The organism is Clostridium neonatale (assembly GCF_900465025.1).
Lineage (GTDB): Bacteria > Bacillota > Clostridia > Clostridiales > Clostridiaceae > Clostridium > Clostridium neonatale.
Window position 1 is genome coordinate 1595250 of the sequence record NZ_UICR01000001.1, and the last position, 17055, is coordinate 1612304.

Consider the following 17055-nt stretch of genomic DNA (forward strand, 5'->3'; position numbering starts at 1 on the left):
GGAGGTAAAAATATGACTAAAGGATTTTCAAAAGACTTTCTATGGGGGGGCGCAGTAGCTGCCCACCAAGTTGAAGGTGGATGGAATAAAGGTGGAAAAGGTGTTAGTATCGCAGATGTATTAACAGCTGGTGCACATGGAGTAGATCGTGTAATTACAGATGGAGTTTTAGAAGGACATAATTATCCAAATCATGAAGCAATAGATTTCTACTCTCATTATAAAGAAGATATAGCTTTATTTGCAGAAATGGGGTTCAAATGTTTTAGAACATCCATTGCATGGACTAGAATTTTTCCAAATGGTGATGATGCAGAACCAAATGAAGAAGGATTAAAATTCTATGATGATATGTTTGATGAGCTATTAAAAAATAACATAGAGCCAGTCATAACATTGTCTCATTTTGAAATGCCATATAACTTAGTTAAGAATTATGGTGGATGGAAAAGCAGAAAAGTAATAGACTTCTTTGTTAAATATGCAGAAACAGTAATGAAAAGATATAAAGATAAAGTTAACTATTGGATGACTTTTAATGAAATAAACAATCAAAAGAACTACAAGTATCATTTATTTGGATATACATGTTCAGGAGTTATATTCAATAAGGAAGAAAAGCCAGAAGAAACTATGTATCAAGTAGTTCATCATGAATTAGTAGCTAGTGCTAAGGTTGTTAAGCTTGGTCATGAAATAAATCCAGATTTTAAAATAGGATGTATGATTGCATATGTTCCAATATATCCATATTCATGTAATCCAGATGACATTATGTATGCAGCAGAAGCAATGCACGATAGACACTTATTTGCAGATGTTCATGCAAGAGGAGAATATCCTTCATATGCAAGATGTGAATGGGAAAGAAAAGGATATAACATTCATATGGAGCCAGAAGATGAAGAAGTATTAAAAGAAGGTATTGTTGATTATATAGGATTAAGCTATTATATGTCTAATGCAGTTAAGGCTGATAATGTTGTAGAAGGGTCAGGACTTGATGGATTCCCAGGAAGCGTTCCTAATCCATATGTTAAGGCATCAGATTGGGGATGGCAAATTGATCCTGTAGGCTTAAGATTTTCACTAAATAATTTATATGAAAGATATAAAAAACCTTTATTCATAGTTGAAAATGGCTTTGGTGCAATTGATCAGCTAGATGAAAATGGTGTAGTACAAGATGACTATAGAATTGAATACTTAAAATCACACATAATAGAAATGAAAAAAGCTGTAGAGCTTGATGGTGTTGAACTTATGGGATATACACCATGGGGATGTATAGATTGTGTATCTTTTACTACTGGTGAAATGAAAAAGAGATATGGATTCATTTATGTAGACAAAGATAATGAAGGAAATGGAACATTAAATCGTAGCAGAAAAAAATCATTTAATTGGTATAAGAAAGTTATATCATCAAATGGAGAAGAACTATAATAAAAATAAATATTTGGTTTTAATAACAAAAAAATAAAGGAAACCAATTTATAAATATTAATCTAAATTAGTAATAGATATAGCTGATAATATAAAAATAAATTTTAGGGAGAATGTAGGATGATTTATATAAAGCAAATTATTCTACATTCTTTTTGTATTATCAGATGATAAATTTTTGGAGAATATTTTTGTCCTAAATAATTAAAATATTCAGAAGAATCTGAATATAATTCTTGTTATATTATTTATACCATGATATAATTATATTAAAGATAAAATCTATTATCTAAAAAAATAAGTATAATAAAGTGAATGAATAATTAAATAAAAAGTTAAATTTAGGAGACTAAGAGATATAGAGTTATAGTACTTCAGTTAAGGAGGTGTTATAACTTTTTTTGTTGCAATATTTGTTAAAAAAATATCAATAATTACGGCTTAAATAATTAATTTAATAATGTGTGATGGATTGAAAAAAGAAATGAGAATTTGAGGGGGAAAAGACAATGACAAAAGTAATTAATTTTAAGGATGCAGTAAGATTAGTGAAAGATAATGATGTTTTAGCAACATCTGGTTTTGCCTTTTTAGGAGTTCCAGAAGCATTGATGAAAGGGCTTGAAGAAAGATTTTTAGAAGAAAAAAGTCCTAAAAATTTAACTTTAATGTTTGCAGCAGCATCAGGAGATAGAAAGGATAGAGGATTAAACCATTTAGCTCATGAAGGCTTAGTTGGTAAAATAATAGGAGGTCACTTTGGCTTAGCACCTAAGATTGGAAAATTAATTAGTGATAATAAAACAATTGCATATAACTTGCCTCAAGGAGTTGTATGTCATATGTTTAGAGATAAGGCTGGAAAAAGAACAGGGACTATAGAAAAGGTTGGATTAGATACATTTGTAGATCCAAGAATAGATGGTGGAAAAGCAAATTCAAGAACTAAAGAGGATATAGTTGAAGTAATAGATATATTAGGTGAAGAAAACTTGATTTATAAATGTCCTGATATTAATATAGCTTTTATTAGAGGGACATATGCAGATGAAAAAGGAAATATAAGTATGGAGCATGAGGCTACGTACTCCGAAGCCACATGCATAGCGCAAGCAGTTAAAAATTGTGGTGGAACAGTAATAGTACAGGTAGAAAAGGTGGTTAAAGAAGGCACTATTGATCCTAAAATTGTTAAAATTCCGTCAATTTATGTTGATTATATAGTTGAGGCAGAAAAAGAAGATCAGGCTCAAGTTTTAGGTCAAGATTATGATCCTTCATTGACTGGTGAAGCTAATATGGTGGTAGATGCACTTCAACCATTAAATTTAAATGAAAGAAAGATTATTGGAAGAAGAGCAGCTATGGAATTATCAGAAGGACAAGTGGTCAATATAGGAATAGGAATGCCTGAAGCGGTTTCAAGCGTTGCAAATGAAGAAGAAATTGAAAATCTTTTCTCTTTAACAGTGGAGCCAGGGTTAATAGGAGGAATTCCACAAGGTGGAGATAGGTTCGGAGCATCAATTAATCCTGAATGCATGTTTGATCAAGCAACACAATTTGATTTTTATAATGGAGGTGGACTTGATATAGCTTTCTTAGGACTTGCAGAATGTGATAAAGAGGGGAATGTAAACGTAAGCAAATTTGGACCAAAGCTTCCGGGGTGTGGTGGATTTATTAATATTACTCAAAATGCAAAGAAAGTAGTCTTTTGTGGAACATTCACAGTCAAAGGACTTCAGATAGAAATTGAAAATGGAAAAGTGAAGATTATAAATGAAGGAACTAATAAGAAGTTTTTAGATTCCGTTCAGCAGATTACTTTTAGTGGGAATAGAGCAAGAAAGCTTAAGCAGCCAGTAATGTATATAACAGAACGAGCAGTTTTTGAATTAAAAGAAGATGGTCTTCATTTAACAGAAATAGCACCAGGAATTAACCTTGAAAAAGATATTTTAAGTAATATGGAATTTAAACCAATAATAGATAAAAATCTCAAAGTAATGGAAGAAAAAATATTTTTAGATAAATTAATGGGATTAAGAAAGTAGCCTAAATTTATAAGGAGATGATGTAGTATGCTAGAAAATTTAAAAATTAAACTTATAAAAATTGCACAAGATGCAGAAAAGAATAATTTGGGTTTAGAAAAGTGTGGAAGTTTCAGTATCAAAGATAAGACATCAGGATATATAGTGATAACACCTGCAAAAATAAAAATAAAGAACTTAAAAACAACAAATATTTGTATTGTTGATTTAAAAGGAGAAAAAATTGAGCCGCTTGATGGAATAAACCCTAGTTCTGACTTGAAAATGCATCTAGAAGTATATAGCGCTAGAAAAGATATACGTACTTTTATGCATATAAATTCAACTTATGCAACAACATTTTCAATAGCAAATAAAGTGATTCCACCAATATCATATGATTCAGCAAGCTATGGAGGGTATATCTATTTAGCAAAATATGAAGAAAGAAAATCTGATGAATGTATAACTGATTTAATAGAAAAGTTAAGTAGAAGTGATGCTTGTTTATTAGAAAGTAATGGAGCTATTGTTATAAGCTCAAGTACAGAAGATATATTGTCTAAAGTAATAGATGTAGAAAAAGTTGCTAAAGTTTATTATAAAGCATTAATTTTGAATCAATTCAAAGAGCCAAAAAGAATATCAAGAGATGAGTTGATGCTTTATTTATCAAATAGATAAAACAATTTAACTTGCTTTCCCTAAACCCATTTATATAAAAGACCATATAATAAAAAATAAGGCTAAATAGTTTTCTATTCGGCTTTATTTTTTATTCAGTTTATTATAGTTTCTTAAGTATTGTATCATTTTAGCGTGTTATATAGAATTAAATTGTAAAGATAAAATATGTAGTAAGTTTGCATATTATCATATTCTTAGATTAAAAGATAAAATATAAAAAGATTATATATTGACATGAAAAAGTTTTTATGATATCCTTATCATGAAATTAATATTAAAGGATTGTTACTGGTTATGCAGGCTTTACCGCTTTATTTTTAGTATTTTGTAAAAAATATTATATTATTTTGTGGTGTGGTCTTTTTTTATACCACAATATAGAGATTCAAAAGGTGAAATTTTAGGGGAGAATAGCTTATGAAAATAGACAAGGTAATAAACAACAATTTAATTCGTGCATTTGACAAAAATGATAAAGAAGTCCTTGTTATGGGATGTGGTCTAGGATTCAAAAAGAAAATTGGAGAAGAAATAGACTCTGATAAAATTGAAAAGGTTTATTATTTAGAAGATGCAAATAGTACTAACAAATTAGTGAGTTTATTATCAGAAATTCCATTAGAAGTCATTCAGGTATGTAATGAAATAATCTCTTATGCAAAATATTCACTTGGTAAAAAGCTTAATGAAAATATTTATATTTCATTAACAGACCATATAAATTTTGCAGTAGAGAGAGAAAAGCAAGGTCTAAATTTTAAAAATGCTCTTATTTGGGAAATTAAAAGATTTTATAATCATGAATTTTTAATAGGTAAAGAAGCATTACAGATAATTAAGAAAAAGCTTAATGTTGAACTTCCAGAAGATGAAGCTGCATCAATTGCATTACATATAGTTAATGCAGAGCTTAATTCTAGTAATATGGATGAAACTTTAGACATAACTAAGATAATACAAAATACTTTAAATATAGTAAAATATCATTATAATTTAGAATTAGATGAATATTCACTTCATTATGAAAGATTTATAACACATCTAAAGTTTTTTGCACAAAGAATGTTTAGTGGAAAGGAAATAGAAGATGAAGATACTAATCTTTGTGAAATAATGAAGGTAAAATATAAAATGGCATATGATTGTGTTGAAAAAATAGAAAAATATATTGAAAAAGAATATGATCATAAGCTTACAGAAGATGAAAAGATGTACCTTGCTGTACATATAAATAGAATAACAAAAATAAACTAAATAAGTTTAGGATTGTTACTGGTAATGCAGGCTATACCTAAGAAACATAGATTTTTGAGCGCTCAGTCTATGTTCCTTAGGTATTTTTTATAAAATTTTATGTAGCTTTAAATAGCCTAAAGCTCGCAATAATATTTAATTAAATGCAAGAATGTTACCATAAGCAGGTTTATATAAAAAGTAATTACAAAATATAAAGTTGGTTAAATAAAATATAGATCTGGGTTATGGGCTTTACTTCATTAAAATCAAATTTAAAATTTATTTTAATTGGAGGACTGTATTATGGACTACTCAGTAGTAGCAAAAAGAATAATAGAAGAATTAGGCGGAGAAAAGAATGTTAATAGTGTTATGCACTGTATGACTAGACTTAGATTCGTATTAAAAGATGAAAGCATTGTTGATGATGAAAAAGTTAAAAAAATAAAAGGTGTTATGGGTGTCATGAAAAAAGGCGGCCAATATCAAGTCATCATAGGAAACAATGTAGGAACTTGTTATAAGGAAATATTAAAACTTGGAAATTTCAGTGATTCAAGCAGTAGCAGTGAAGGAACAAAAGAAAAGAAAGGAATTGTTACAACAGTTTTAGATGTAGTATCAGGATGTATGTCAGGAACTATGCCAGCTTTAGTTGGAGCAGGTATGGTGAAGGTTTTACTTGTAATACTTACGACAATAGGATTATTATCAGATACAAGTCAAACATATAAGATGCTGTATTCTTTAGGAGATGCAACATTTTACTTCTTACCATTTTTGTTAGTTATATCTTCAGCTAAGAAATTTAACATTAATCCCTATACATTAGCTGCAGTTATAGGTGTTATGTTATATCCGGATTTTACAGGATTAGTAGCCAGTGGTGAAAAAATATCATTATTTGGACTTCCAGTAGCTGCTGCAAGTTATACATATGCGGTAATTCCAGTAATCATAATGGCATGGATTATGAAATATATAGAACAATTTGCTGATAAAATAACACCAGCTGTAACAAAGAACTTTTTAAAACCATTACTTATTTTAATTATTGCACTTCCTATAGCAATTGTTTTAGTAGGTCCTTTGGGATATTTTGGAGGTAATATATTATCATCAGTATTATATGCTATATACGACAAAGCTTCATGGCTTGCACTAGCATTAATGGCTGCACTTATGCCTTTATTAGTTATGACAGGTATGCACTGGGCATTTGTGCCTATAGCATTAATTAATATAAATACTACTCCAGGCTTTGATACTTTATTATTAGTTGCAATGTTATCTTCAAACTTAGCTCAAGGAGCTTCATGTGTAGCTGTAGGTTTAAAATCAAAAAATAAAGATTTAAAACAATTATCTTTCTCATCAGCAATATCAGCATTTCTTGCAGGTGTTACTGAACCAGCAATGTATGGTGTTACTTTAAAATATAAAAAACCTTTATATGCTTGTATGTTTGCAGGGTTAGTTGGAGGATTTTACGCAGGATTAACAGCATTAAAATGTTATGTATTTGCAACACCATCAGCGTTAGCAATGGTACAATTTATTGCACCAGAAGGCGGTAGCAATATGAGAAATGCATTAATAACAGCAGGAATATCAGTTGCTATAGCTTTTGTAGGAACATGGATATTAGGTTTTGATGATCCTAAAAACGAAGAAGATGAAATAGTGGAAGAAGTTAATGAAGATAATACTTTAGAAGAAAGCATAGAAAATAATAATGAAATAACAGTTGAATCTGTAGTATGTGCTCCGATTGAAGGTAAGGCAGTTTCACTAAAGCAAGTTGATGATGCTACTTTTTCAGAAGAAATAATGGGAAAAGGTGCTGCAATAATACCAGCAGTAGGAAGAGCAGTTGCACCTGTTGATGGAGTAGTTTCAGCATTATTTGAAACAAAGCATGCAATTGGAATCACAAGTGATGATGGAGTTGAAGTATTAATCCATATAGGACTTGATACCGTTAAGCTTGGTGGGGAACACTTTACAGCTCATATAAAAGCAGGAGATAAAGTTAAAAAAGGTGATTTATTAGTAGAGTTTGATATAGAAGCTATTAAAAAAGCTGGATATGATACAATAACGCCAGTTCTTGTAACTAATGCACATGATTATAAAGATGTTTTATCATTTATAGATAGAGATGTTAAAGAAAAAGAAGAATTGCTTAAAGCTACTAGATAATTAATTTCACTAAAATTTGATATTTATAATATGATGAATTCTAGCTGATATATAGATATCAGCTAGGAGAATTCTATAAATTAAATATAAATTAACAAAAGAAAATATTAAAATAAGGGGAGTAGTAAAATGAAAAACAAAAAATGTTCTTTACTTTCTATGCTTGTAGCATCAGTTTTATGTGTTGGTATGTTTGCAGGATGTAATAATGCCAAAGCGCCTGAAACTAATAACAAAGTAGAAGGTCAAAATGTTTCATCAACAATACAAAAGACAAAGGCTCGTACTGTTATTACAACAGATGGTGAAGTTGATGATATGAACTCAGTAATAAGATTTATGCTTTATGCAAATGAAGTTGATCTTGCAGGAATAGTTGTGACAAGCTCCATGTATCACTATGCAGGAGATGAAGAAAAAGGGATTGAACCATTTAGATGGACTGGAACTAAGTGGGTAGACGAATTTATTGATGCATATGAAGAAGTATATCCTAACTTATCAGTACATGCAGAAGGCTATCCAGAACCAGAACATGTTAGAAACATAACTAAGATTGGTAATATCTCAGATGCTGGAGAAATGGATGAAGTCACAGAAGGTTCTGAGTACCTAAAAGAACTTTTCTTAGATGATGATGATAGAGAACTGTATGTCCAAACATGGGGTGGAACTAATACTACAGCTCGTGCTTTAAAGTCTATAGAAGAACAGTACAAGGATACAGATAAGTGGGAAGAAATTCAAAAGAAGATTAATGAAAAGGTTGTACTTTATATAATTTTAGACCAAGATGACAGCTATGGTGAATATATAGCGAAAAATTGGCCAAACATTAGAATCATAAATGATAGAAGTAACTTCTGGCACTTTGCATATGCTTGGAAATATCATAATGACGAAGTGAATTCTTTATTACAAGGTGACTGGATGTATGAAAATATTAAAGCAAATCATGGAACATTACTTGAAAAATATGCTTTAATGGGTGATGGAAATTATATAGAAGGTGAACTTGAAGAAGAACAAAGAGGAACTGAAGAATATCTTAAAAATAACTCAGAGTATAATAGATATGACTTTATATCAGAGGGAGATTCTCCATCATTTTTATACTTGATTGATAACGGTTTAAGAAGTATGGAAGATCCAACTTATGGAGGTTGGGGATCTCGTTTTGGAGTTGTTAATGATAACTTATGGAAAAATACTGAACTAGATTACAATCCATATACAAATCAATATGAAGCATCATATTCTTTAACAAGATGGTTTGATGATATTCAAAATGATTTTGCTGCAAGAGCAGATTGGTGTGTTGCTAAAACTTATGAAGAAGCTAACCATGCTCCAACAGTTAAAGTTAAAGAAGGAATTGATTTAACTGCGAAAGCAGGAGAAAAGATAACATTAACTGCTGATGCCAAAGATCCAGATGGTGATGAAATAACTTATAAATGGTGGCGTTATGCTGAAGCTGATACTTATGAAGATTACAAAGGTCAAAAGAATGAGACAGAAGATACTTATGCTGGAGATCTATTACTAGATACTACTCGTAAACTTGCAGAAAATGAAGTTGTAGACAGCATTAAATTAGAAGGAAGTGACACTAATAAGGTTACTTTCACAGTACCAGAAGATGCAAAATCTGGTGATACTATTCACATTGTTGTTGAAGCAAAAGATAATGGAAAAATAAACTTAAAACATTATCAACGCGTTATTATAACGGTTAAATAAGATGGTATACTTAGAATAAATAATAACTAAGATATTAAAATATAAGTGTTGATTATTGACACTATCAAAAAAATATGATATCCTTATCATAGATTTATAAAACAGGATTGTTACTGGTAAAGCAGGCTATACCTAAGAGATTTAGAAATTATTTTTCTATATTTCTTAGGTATTTTTTTATAAATTTTATATAAAACTATTACGATTATACATATTTTATCATTAGCGCTATGAAGATATAATCTTAAATTAGGAGGAGTAATTATGGCAATTAAATTTCCAGAAGGATTTTTATGGGGTGGAGCAACAGCAGCAAACCAATTCGAAGGAGCATATAACGAAGATGGTAAGGGATTATCAATTCAAGATATTATGCCACATGGTATAAAAGCACCATTAACAGATGAACCAACAGAAGATAATATGAAGCTTATAGGAATAGACTTCTATCACAGATACAAAGAAGATATAAAGTTATTTGCAGAAATGGGCTTTAAGACTTTTAGATTATCTATTGCATGGTCAAGAATATTCCCAAATGGTGATGATAAAGAACCAAATGAAAAGGGATTACAATTTTATGATAATGTTTTTGATGAATTAGCTAAGTATGGAATTGAACCACTTGTTACAATTTCACACTATGAAACACCTTTAGCACTTGCTAAGAATTATGATGGATGGACTAACAGAAAGCTTGTTGGATTCTTTGAAAATTATGTGAGAACAATTTATACAAGATACAAAGATAAGGTTAAATACTGGCTTACATTTAATGAAATAAATTCAGCACTTCACTTTCCATATATGAGTGCAGGAGTATGGACACCAAAAGAAAAGTTAAGCAAGCAGGACTTATATCAAGCTATGCACAATGAATTAGTAGCAAGTGCATTAGCAGTTAAAATAGGTCATGAAATAAACCCAGAATTTAAGATTGGATGTATGATACTTGGTGTACCGAACTATCCATTAAGCCCAAGACCGAGTGATGTACTAAAGGCTATGGAACAAGATAGAGCTAATCTTTTCTTTGCTGATATTCATGCAAGAGGAGAATATCCAAGATATATGAATAGATACTTCAAGGAAAACAATATAGAAATCAAAATGGAGCCAGGTGATGCAGAAATACTTAAGAACACAGTAGATTTCATTTCATTCAGCTACTACATGAGTTCATGTGCAACAGCTGACCCAGAAAAGAATAAGGCTGGTGAAGGTAACTTAATTGCAGGAGTACCAAATCCTTATTTAGAAGCATCAGACTGGGGATGGCAAATTGATCCAGAAGGTTTAAGATATATTCTTAATTTATTATATGACAGATATCAAAAACCATTATTTATAGTTGAAAACGGATTAGGTGCTGTTGATGAATTAATTACAGATGAAAATGGAAATAAAACTGTAAATGATGATTATAGAATAAATTACTTAAATGATCACTTAGTTCAAGTTTATGAAGCAATTGAAGACGGTGTTGAACTTATGGGATACACTACATGGGGATGTATTGACTTAGTTAGTGCATCAACTGCTGAACTTAAAAAGAGATATGGATTCATTTATGTAGATAGAAATGATGATGGATCAGGTACTCTTGAAAGATATAAGAAAAAGAGCTTTAATTGGTACAAAGAAGTAATAGCTACTAATGGTGGAAGCTTAAAAAGATAAACTATAAGATTTCAAAATAAAATATTATTTAAAGCTAAATAAGTTTATATGGTTTTATCTTTAAATAATTTAAAAATAAATATAGCATAAAGCATTAAATTTAACACAATATTTATATAAATAAACAAATAGAAAATGTAAACCATAAAAAGTAACTTTAATATAAAATAGTCTGTAAATAAAAAGTATAAACTCATAAACCATAATAATAGAAAGTGGGCTATCGCGTTAAGAATTAGTGCGAAGCTCCTTTTTATTACAAAAAATAAATCAAAACTCTAAAAGCTTATGATTTGTAGTAAAATATTTTTATGGAAAAAGAAAATATTTTACAAAAGATTATGTAATTAATCAGAAGTTTTATCAATTAAAACTTCAATTAAATATTGATTGTATTAAAGAAGAGATATGTATTTAAAGATTTGTAACGTATTCTCTTATTGATTTATTAAATAAATTAGAATTATAAAAATATAAATCTAAATGATAACCTTGTAAAATAGGATTATATCAGAGCCAAGCAGTTGTTAAAGCTATAACTTTTAATATATAATGACCATGTTATTTTAGTAATTATAATATTATTAGCAGTAATAAGCGCAGCAGGAGGAAACATGCAAAAACAACAAACTTTAGTCCTATTAAAACCAGACGTATTACAAAGAAATTTAGTTGGTAAGGTATTATCAATTTATGAAGAAAATGATTTAAAAATAGTAAAGATGAAAATGTTAGATGCAACATTAGAGCTTGCAAAAGCACATTATGAAGAACATGAAGGAAGAGAATATTACGATAGATTAATTGAATATATAACAAGTGATACAATTGTGGCATTAATTCTTGAAGGTGAAAATGCAATAGAAAGAGTTAGAGCGTTGAATGGACCTTTTGATATATCTAAGGCAAAAGAAGGAACAATAAGAAAGAAGTATGCAATAAGTAATAATATCAACTGTGTTCATGCTTCAGATTGTATAGAAAATGCAGAAAGAGAAATGAATATTTGGTTTCGAGAGTAAAGTAATATATAAGTAAACCAATCTATAAATATAAAATATAATTAATAAAAATCCACATATAAAAAACTGAATTTATGAGTTTTTTATATGTGGATTAACAATTTTTTAATACTGAAAATTGGATTATATCAAATTTTCAGTATTTTATTATTTTAATTTTTATTTCCAATTTTAAACAATCTTATAACACGAACTAAACATTTTTCAATGTTTTGAATGGAATATAATAAAATTGTTAAAAGAATTCATTAACAATCCTTAATAATCTTAGGTAAAAAGGCACAGTGTAACAGATATATTAGCATGATCAGAGCTGAAATCATCACGGCTTACTAACTTTGTTTCATATATAGGATTATTAACAATTTTATCATTACTAATAAATTTATCTTTTCCATAATATATTTTTGTACCTATTATTTTTTTAATATCTTCAGTACTATAAATTGTTACAGGGCCAGAAGCTGCTGTACCGGTGATGGTCCAATCACCAAAAAATATTTCATCATTTATTGAGTTATCATTTTTGCTATTGGTCTCTGTAGACTTTTTATTATCTTTATCTGAAGTCTGTAAAGACTCATTACTAGTTTCCTTTTTTTCATTTGTTTGAGATATATCTGCAGTTTCTTTTTTTATTTTTTTTATTATCATTTGCTTTCGAAGTTTGTGCAGATTTATTATTAGTTTGCTTGTCTTCATTATTAATTTGAGCTTTATTACATCCAGTTATAAATGCGCATATTATAAGTGGAAGTATTATTAATTTTATTCTTTTCATTAGATTCCTACCTAAAACAGCATATGATAAATAATACCATTTAATTTTTATTGAGGCAATAATTTAAAAAAATAGAAATATATATGTTGTTTATTGAATATTAATCTGAAAAGTAATATAATTTTAAAAGGTATTGTATATTTTGCTAAATTTGTATTTATGATTTTTTATTATTTAATTAATTTTTAAGATAGAAGGTGTTTATTTGACGGAGATAGACTATACTATTTCAAAGGAAGAATTAATAGATTTTCATATGGGACATGTTGAGGAAACTAAAGTTTTTAAATATCAGATGATTTCTAATTTTATTTTTATTATTTTATTTATTTTATTAGGTTTTTTAGTTGCAATTGCTCTTATTAAAGACCCATTATCAATTGTAATATATATAGTATTTTCGTTTATAATTATGTTATTTAGAAAAAAGATTATTATGCATAAGCTTAGAAAAAAGTTTTTTGAAATATATTCTTTTGATAAATATCAAAATTTATTTGAACAAACTAAATTAACTTTTGTAGAGGAAGGATTAAAAGTTAACACTAAATTTGTAGTGAAAATTTATAATTGGAATTCTATTAAGAGTATACATTCAGTAGATAATTACATACTTGTAAGAACAGTTAATAATGAAGATTTATTGATTCCAATATTTTCTTTTAAACCTATTGAAAATAAACAGATTTTTTTAGATACTATAATTAATAATACAAATTTAGAATTAGAAAAAGAATATCCTAAGGATATAAAGTATCTTTAAACCGAGAATAGATTTTTATGAATATTCAAAAGAAGAATTTTGAATTAGACCAAGCTATATTGAATTAAATTTTTTATTTATTCAATATAGTTTATTTTATTTAAACAACATTTATGATATGAAAAATCAAAATAATGACAGTTAAACTGCGTAAAATTAAAGTAATAATGTTTTATGGAGTTAAGTAAAATACTTAAAAAATTTAAGAATAGCAAATTTATGTTGTATAATCTATATAAGAAATGAGTGAAGTAAGTTGTAAATTATAGTGAATAATTAATAAAGAGCTATGTTCAAAATTTATTAAGGTCTTTTAGGAGCGTTGAAAATAAATTATAATACCATTATTAAAATATTTATAAATTAAAGGATGTAAAAACTATGAAGGAAGAAAGATTCACAGAACTAGATAAAGATGATTCAAAAAGATTTATACCATGTAAGCAATATAAATGGCTTAATGATATGAATGCAGAATATAGTGAATATAAGTTTTTTCTAGAAAAGCTTAAATACAATAAAGAAGTAAAATATATTGAAACAAGAGATATGGTTTATATTGCTGCATCAGATTATATATATAAAGACATAAAGTTTACTATGATAGTTGATTTGGATTATGAAAGTGTAGATTTTCTTGTTGAGGATATTGAAAAAGTAGAAATAATAAGAAATTTTATAGAAGAAATTATAAAAGACAGTTTATTATAAAAAATTGTAGAAAAAGTTTATAATATAAGTAAATCAATATTTACTTATATGGAGGAATGAATATGGTATGTGGGTGTAGTTTACCAGATAAATGTCCAAAGTGCGGAGTGCTTTTGGAGAGAGAACGTAAGTATGATGGAGCATATATAGTTATTGAAAGAGTATGTAAAAATCCAAAGTGTGATTCTAATTATAGAATAAGAGAAGAGAAAATTAATAGCTGTGATATTGAAATATAGATTATGGAGAAAATATGGATAATATAAATTTAAATTTAAATCAATTAGAAGGAAAAATTATTTTAAAAGATAATATAGATTATGAAGAATGCAGATTGTCATGGAATAGAGCAATTGATGCTTATCCAAAAGCAATTGTTTATTGTTTTAATAAAGAAGAAGTTTCAAAAAATATAAAGTGGTGCAGAGAGAATAAAGTTGAGTTCAGAATAAGAAGTGGTGCTCATAACTATGAGGGATATTCAACAGGAAATGATTTGATTGTACTTGATGTAAGCCAAATGAAAAAAATAGATTTAGATGAAGAAAATAAAAAGGTAACATTAGAGGGTGGAGTAACAAATAGAGAAGCATGTAAAATCCTATGTTCAAAAGGATATGCATTTCCAGGTGGAGGATGCCCTACAGTAGGAGTTGCAGGTTTCACACTTGGTGGAGGCTGGGGATATTCAAGCAGATTTCTAGGACTAGCATGTGATAGCTTAATCGAAGTAGAGTTTGTAGATTATAAAGGTGACATAATTATTGCAAATGAACATATAAATAAAGACTTATTTTGGGCAAGCAAAGGATGTGGTGGTGGAAACTTTGGAGTTGTAGTTTCTATGACATTTAAGCTTAAAGAAAAAGTTGAAAATGTAACTTTAATTGATCTTGAGTATTTTAATTTGGAATCTGATAGGCAAGTAACTGTAGTAAAAACTTATCAAGATATGTTTAAAAATCTAGATAATAAGGTTAATTTTAAGATGGCAATTTATAATTCAAAGAAAAAAGGAAGAGGAATAAAGCTAATTGGATTATATTATGGTGAAAAAGAAGAAGCTCACAATATTTTAAGACCACTTATAGATTTATGTTATGATGAAACTTTAAATTTAACATATACAAGTATATTTGAAGCAAATAGAATAATTCAAGACAGCCATGCAGATTATGAAAAATATAAATCAACAGGAAGATTTATTTATAATGACTATTCAGAAGAAGAAATAAAAGAGATAATTAAAATTTTAGATAATGCTGCAAATGGAGCAGTTTATGCAGCTGTAACATTTTATGGACTTGGCGGTGCAGTAATTAATAAAACCAAAGAAGAAGGTGCTTTTTATTATAGAGATGCAAAATTTATAATGGGCTTCCAAAGTGTATTTGAAGAAGATAAATATAAAAAAGAAAACATAGAATGGATATTAGAAAAATTTAAATACATAAAATCTATAACAAAAGGATCATTTATTAATTTCCCATTAGTAGAGCTTGAAGATTATAAACATGAATATTATGGTGATAATTATGAAAAGCTGAAATTTATAAAAACTAAATATGATCCTAATGATGTATTTGCATTTGAGCAAAGTATATAACTAATAGGTGACATTCACCTCTCGAAAAATGTCAGAATTATGAATAGAATCATCTTTATCAACAAGTATAGAAAAAATTTCTACTAGAATAATGAGATAGTACGATGTATAATAATTTAAACGTACTATTTTATTATTTTTTTAAATTTTAGTACCGAAATATAAAAAACGAATTGTATTATATATAAAAGGGGGTGAGAAAATGGGAAATATAATGAAAATAAACTTGTATGCAGAAACTAAAAAGGCGCATAATAAAAAGATTTGTTTAAAAAATGTAGAAAAAAAGATTATGCAATATAATAAGTGGCTAAAGCAAACTAATAGAGAGGATAAGGTTGAAACTTATGAAGAGTTTTTGCAAGCACAATAATAAAAAATAAAGAGGTAAATTAGGCAGGGATGTTTAATTTACCTCTTTATTTTTTATGTTTAAATATATAGTTATGTACGTAGAAAAAAAGTGTCATAATTGCTTACAAGATTAAAACCACAATATACATCTAATTATAATTGTGTGGATCTTTAAAAATAGTAAGAAAAAAGTATACTAAATTTAAGTTAGTATGAATTAGATATATATTAGGAGATATAATATGGAAAAATATAATATTGAAAAAAGTAGTGACAAAGAATCAGAGTTAATAATAGATAAGCTGATAAATTACAATTTATCTAAGGTGCCCAATACTCAGAAAAAATCATTCATATGGATAAACAGAGTTATTAAAGATAATCATGGCGGAATCATTGCAGGGATAAATAGCAAAATGTATTGCTGGAACTGTTTATATATAGATTCTTTATTTGTTGATGATAAATATAGAAATAAGGGATTGGGAAGAAAGCTTTTAGAAGAAATTGAGATGATAGCAAAAGGAAATAAGTGTAAATTAATTCACTTAGATACATTTGATTTTCAAGCAAAAGATTTTTATTTAAAGCAAGGTTACGAGATATTTGGAGTCTTAGATCAGTGCCCAGAAAATCACAAGAGATACTATATGAAAAAGAATATAAATTCTTAAATTCTTAAGAATTTTAGAACTTAAGAATTTTAATGAAACTTCACTTATGTCATTTTGCAAAAACACGATTGCATTTGCTATTGGGTATTCATACAAAATGCAGGATTTAGAATA

General features: G+C 28.0%; 16 protein-coding genes. 14 read left to right on the forward strand and 2 right to left on the reverse strand.

Features of this window, described 5'->3' with window-relative positions:
• Positions 1-12 precede the first annotated feature (12 nt).
• The 8 genes from CNEONATNEC86_RS07290 to ndk all read left to right on the forward strand — a co-directional run bounded on the left by CNEONATNEC86_RS07290 (position 13) and on the right by ndk (position 12052).
• Positions 13-1446, forward strand: coding sequence for a 6-phospho-beta-glucosidase (locus tag CNEONATNEC86_RS07290; protein ID WP_159135781.1), 1434 nt, complete (start codon positions 13-15; stop codon positions 1444-1446).
• A gap of 509 nt (positions 1447-1955) precedes the next feature.
• Positions 1956-3503: an acyl CoA:acetate/3-ketoacid CoA transferase gene (locus CNEONATNEC86_RS07295; RefSeq protein ID WP_159135782.1), complete on the forward strand. Its 1548-nt coding sequence runs from the start codon at positions 1956-1958 to the stop codon at positions 3501-3503.
• Between the two features lie 27 nt (positions 3504-3530).
• Positions 3531-4166 (forward strand): class II aldolase/adducin family protein, encoded by a 636-nt coding sequence (locus tag CNEONATNEC86_RS07300; protein WP_159135783.1) that lies wholly within the window; start codon positions 3531-3533, stop codon positions 4164-4166.
• A 420-nt stretch (positions 4167-4586) separates the two neighbouring features.
• Positions 4587-5423 carry a BglG family transcription antiterminator LicT gene (licT, locus tag CNEONATNEC86_RS07305; protein WP_125149042.1) on the forward strand — a complete coding sequence of 279 codons (837 nt, stop codon included), beginning with the start codon at positions 4587-4589 and terminating at the stop codon, positions 5421-5423.
• Between the two features lie 285 nt (positions 5424-5708).
• Entirely contained in the window at positions 5709-7607 is a 1899-nt protein-coding gene (locus CNEONATNEC86_RS07310) for a beta-glucoside-specific PTS transporter subunit IIABC (protein WP_125149041.1), read from the forward strand.
• Between the two features lie 129 nt (positions 7608-7736).
• Positions 7737-9350: a DUF1593 domain-containing protein gene (locus CNEONATNEC86_RS07315; protein ID WP_159135784.1), complete on the forward strand. Its 1614-nt coding sequence runs from the start codon at positions 7737-7739 to the stop codon at positions 9348-9350.
• Positions 9351-9614: 264 nt separating this feature from the next.
• On the forward strand, positions 9615-11030 hold the full coding sequence (locus CNEONATNEC86_RS07320; RefSeq protein WP_058294595.1) for a glycoside hydrolase family 1 protein: 1416 nt from the start codon (positions 9615-9617) through the stop codon (positions 11028-11030).
• A gap of 614 nt (positions 11031-11644) precedes the next feature.
• Positions 11645-12052 (forward strand): nucleoside-diphosphate kinase, encoded by a 408-nt coding sequence (gene ndk, locus CNEONATNEC86_RS07325; RefSeq protein ID WP_058294596.1) that lies wholly within the window; start codon positions 11645-11647, stop codon positions 12050-12052.
• A gap of 267 nt (positions 12053-12319) precedes the next feature.
• On the opposite strand, the gene CNEONATNEC86_RS07330 is transcribed toward ndk, so the two are convergent.
• Together CNEONATNEC86_RS07330 and CNEONATNEC86_RS07335 are read right to left on the reverse strand one after the other, a co-directional pair.
• Positions 12320-12706 (reverse strand): hypothetical protein, encoded by a 387-nt coding sequence (locus CNEONATNEC86_RS07330; RefSeq protein WP_159135785.1) that lies wholly within the window; start codon positions 12704-12706, stop codon positions 12320-12322.
• The gene (locus CNEONATNEC86_RS07335) at positions 12654-12833 is read right to left on the reverse strand and encodes a hypothetical protein (RefSeq protein WP_159135786.1); all 180 of its coding nucleotides are present in this window, start codon (positions 12831-12833) and stop codon (positions 12654-12656) included. The genes CNEONATNEC86_RS07330 and CNEONATNEC86_RS07335 overlap by 53 nt, the downstream gene beginning before the upstream one ends.
• A gap of 205 nt (positions 12834-13038) precedes the next feature.
• Between CNEONATNEC86_RS07335 and CNEONATNEC86_RS07340 the strand changes: the two genes are divergently transcribed.
• The 6 genes from CNEONATNEC86_RS07340 to CNEONATNEC86_RS07355 all read left to right on the forward strand — a co-directional run bounded on the left by CNEONATNEC86_RS07340 (position 13039) and on the right by CNEONATNEC86_RS07355 (position 16941).
• Complete coding sequence (locus tag CNEONATNEC86_RS07340) at positions 13039-13596, forward strand: YcxB family protein (protein ID WP_159135787.1); 558 nt, start codon at positions 13039-13041, stop codon at positions 13594-13596.
• A gap of 381 nt (positions 13597-13977) precedes the next feature.
• Entirely contained in the window at positions 13978-14307 is a 330-nt protein-coding gene (locus CNEONATNEC86_RS07345) for a hypothetical protein (protein ID WP_058294599.1), read from the forward strand.
• A 62-nt stretch (positions 14308-14369) separates the two neighbouring features.
• The gene (locus tag CNEONATNEC86_RS21220; RefSeq protein ID WP_172437790.1) at positions 14370-14546 is read left to right on the forward strand and encodes a hypothetical protein; all 177 of its coding nucleotides are present in this window, start codon (positions 14370-14372) and stop codon (positions 14544-14546) included.
• A gap of 14 nt (positions 14547-14560) precedes the next feature.
• Entirely contained in the window at positions 14561-15913 is a 1353-nt protein-coding gene (locus CNEONATNEC86_RS07350; protein WP_159135788.1) for an FAD-binding oxidoreductase, read from the forward strand.
• A 202-nt stretch (positions 15914-16115) separates the two neighbouring features.
• Positions 16116-16286: a hypothetical protein gene (locus CNEONATNEC86_RS21225; protein ID WP_172437792.1), complete on the forward strand. Its 171-nt coding sequence runs from the start codon at positions 16116-16118 to the stop codon at positions 16284-16286.
• A gap of 223 nt (positions 16287-16509) precedes the next feature.
• The gene (locus CNEONATNEC86_RS07355; RefSeq protein WP_058294601.1) at positions 16510-16941 is read left to right on the forward strand and encodes a GNAT family N-acetyltransferase; all 432 of its coding nucleotides are present in this window, start codon (positions 16510-16512) and stop codon (positions 16939-16941) included.
• Positions 16942-17055: the final 114 nt, after the last annotated feature.

Excerpts from the sequence above, each read along its gene's own strand:
- CNEONATNEC86_RS07290 (WP_159135781.1), top strand. The coding sequence starts at position 13 with ATGACTAAAGGATTTTCAAAAGACTTTCTATGGGGGGGCGCAGTAGCT.
- CNEONATNEC86_RS07295 (WP_159135782.1), top strand. The coding sequence starts at position 1,956 with ATGACAAAAGTAATTAATTTTAAGGATGCAGTAAGATTAGTGAAAGAT.
- CNEONATNEC86_RS07300 (WP_159135783.1), top strand. The coding sequence starts at position 3,531 with ATGCTAGAAAATTTAAAAATTAAACTTATAAAAATTGCACAAGATGCA.
- licT (WP_125149042.1), top strand. The coding sequence starts at position 4,587 with ATGAAAATAGACAAGGTAATAAACAACAATTTAATTCGTGCATTTGAC.
- CNEONATNEC86_RS07310 (WP_125149041.1), top strand. The coding sequence starts at position 5,709 with ATGGACTACTCAGTAGTAGCAAAAAGAATAATAGAAGAATTAGGCGGA.
- CNEONATNEC86_RS07315 (WP_159135784.1), top strand. The coding sequence starts at position 7,737 with ATGAAAAACAAAAAATGTTCTTTACTTTCTATGCTTGTAGCATCAGTT.
- CNEONATNEC86_RS07320 (WP_058294595.1), top strand. The coding sequence starts at position 9,615 with ATGGCAATTAAATTTCCAGAAGGATTTTTATGGGGTGGAGCAACAGCA.
- ndk (WP_058294596.1), top strand. The coding sequence starts at position 11,645 with ATGCAAAAACAACAAACTTTAGTCCTATTAAAACCAGACGTATTACAA.
- CNEONATNEC86_RS07330 (WP_159135785.1), bottom strand. The coding sequence starts at position 12,706 with ATGATAATAAAAAAAATAAAAAAAGAAACTGCAGATATATCTCAAACA.
- CNEONATNEC86_RS07335 (WP_159135786.1), bottom strand. The coding sequence starts at position 12,833 with ATGAAAAGAATAAAATTAATAATACTTCCACTTATAATATGCGCATTT.
- CNEONATNEC86_RS07345 (WP_058294599.1), top strand. The coding sequence starts at position 13,978 with ATGAAGGAAGAAAGATTCACAGAACTAGATAAAGATGATTCAAAAAGA.
- CNEONATNEC86_RS21220 (WP_172437790.1), top strand. The coding sequence starts at position 14,370 with ATGGTATGTGGGTGTAGTTTACCAGATAAATGTCCAAAGTGCGGAGTG.
- CNEONATNEC86_RS07350 (WP_159135788.1), top strand. The coding sequence starts at position 14,561 with ATGGATAATATAAATTTAAATTTAAATCAATTAGAAGGAAAAATTATT.
- CNEONATNEC86_RS21225 (WP_172437792.1), top strand. The coding sequence starts at position 16,116 with ATGGGAAATATAATGAAAATAAACTTGTATGCAGAAACTAAAAAGGCG.
- CNEONATNEC86_RS07355 (WP_058294601.1), top strand. The coding sequence starts at position 16,510 with ATGGAAAAATATAATATTGAAAAAAGTAGTGACAAAGAATCAGAGTTA.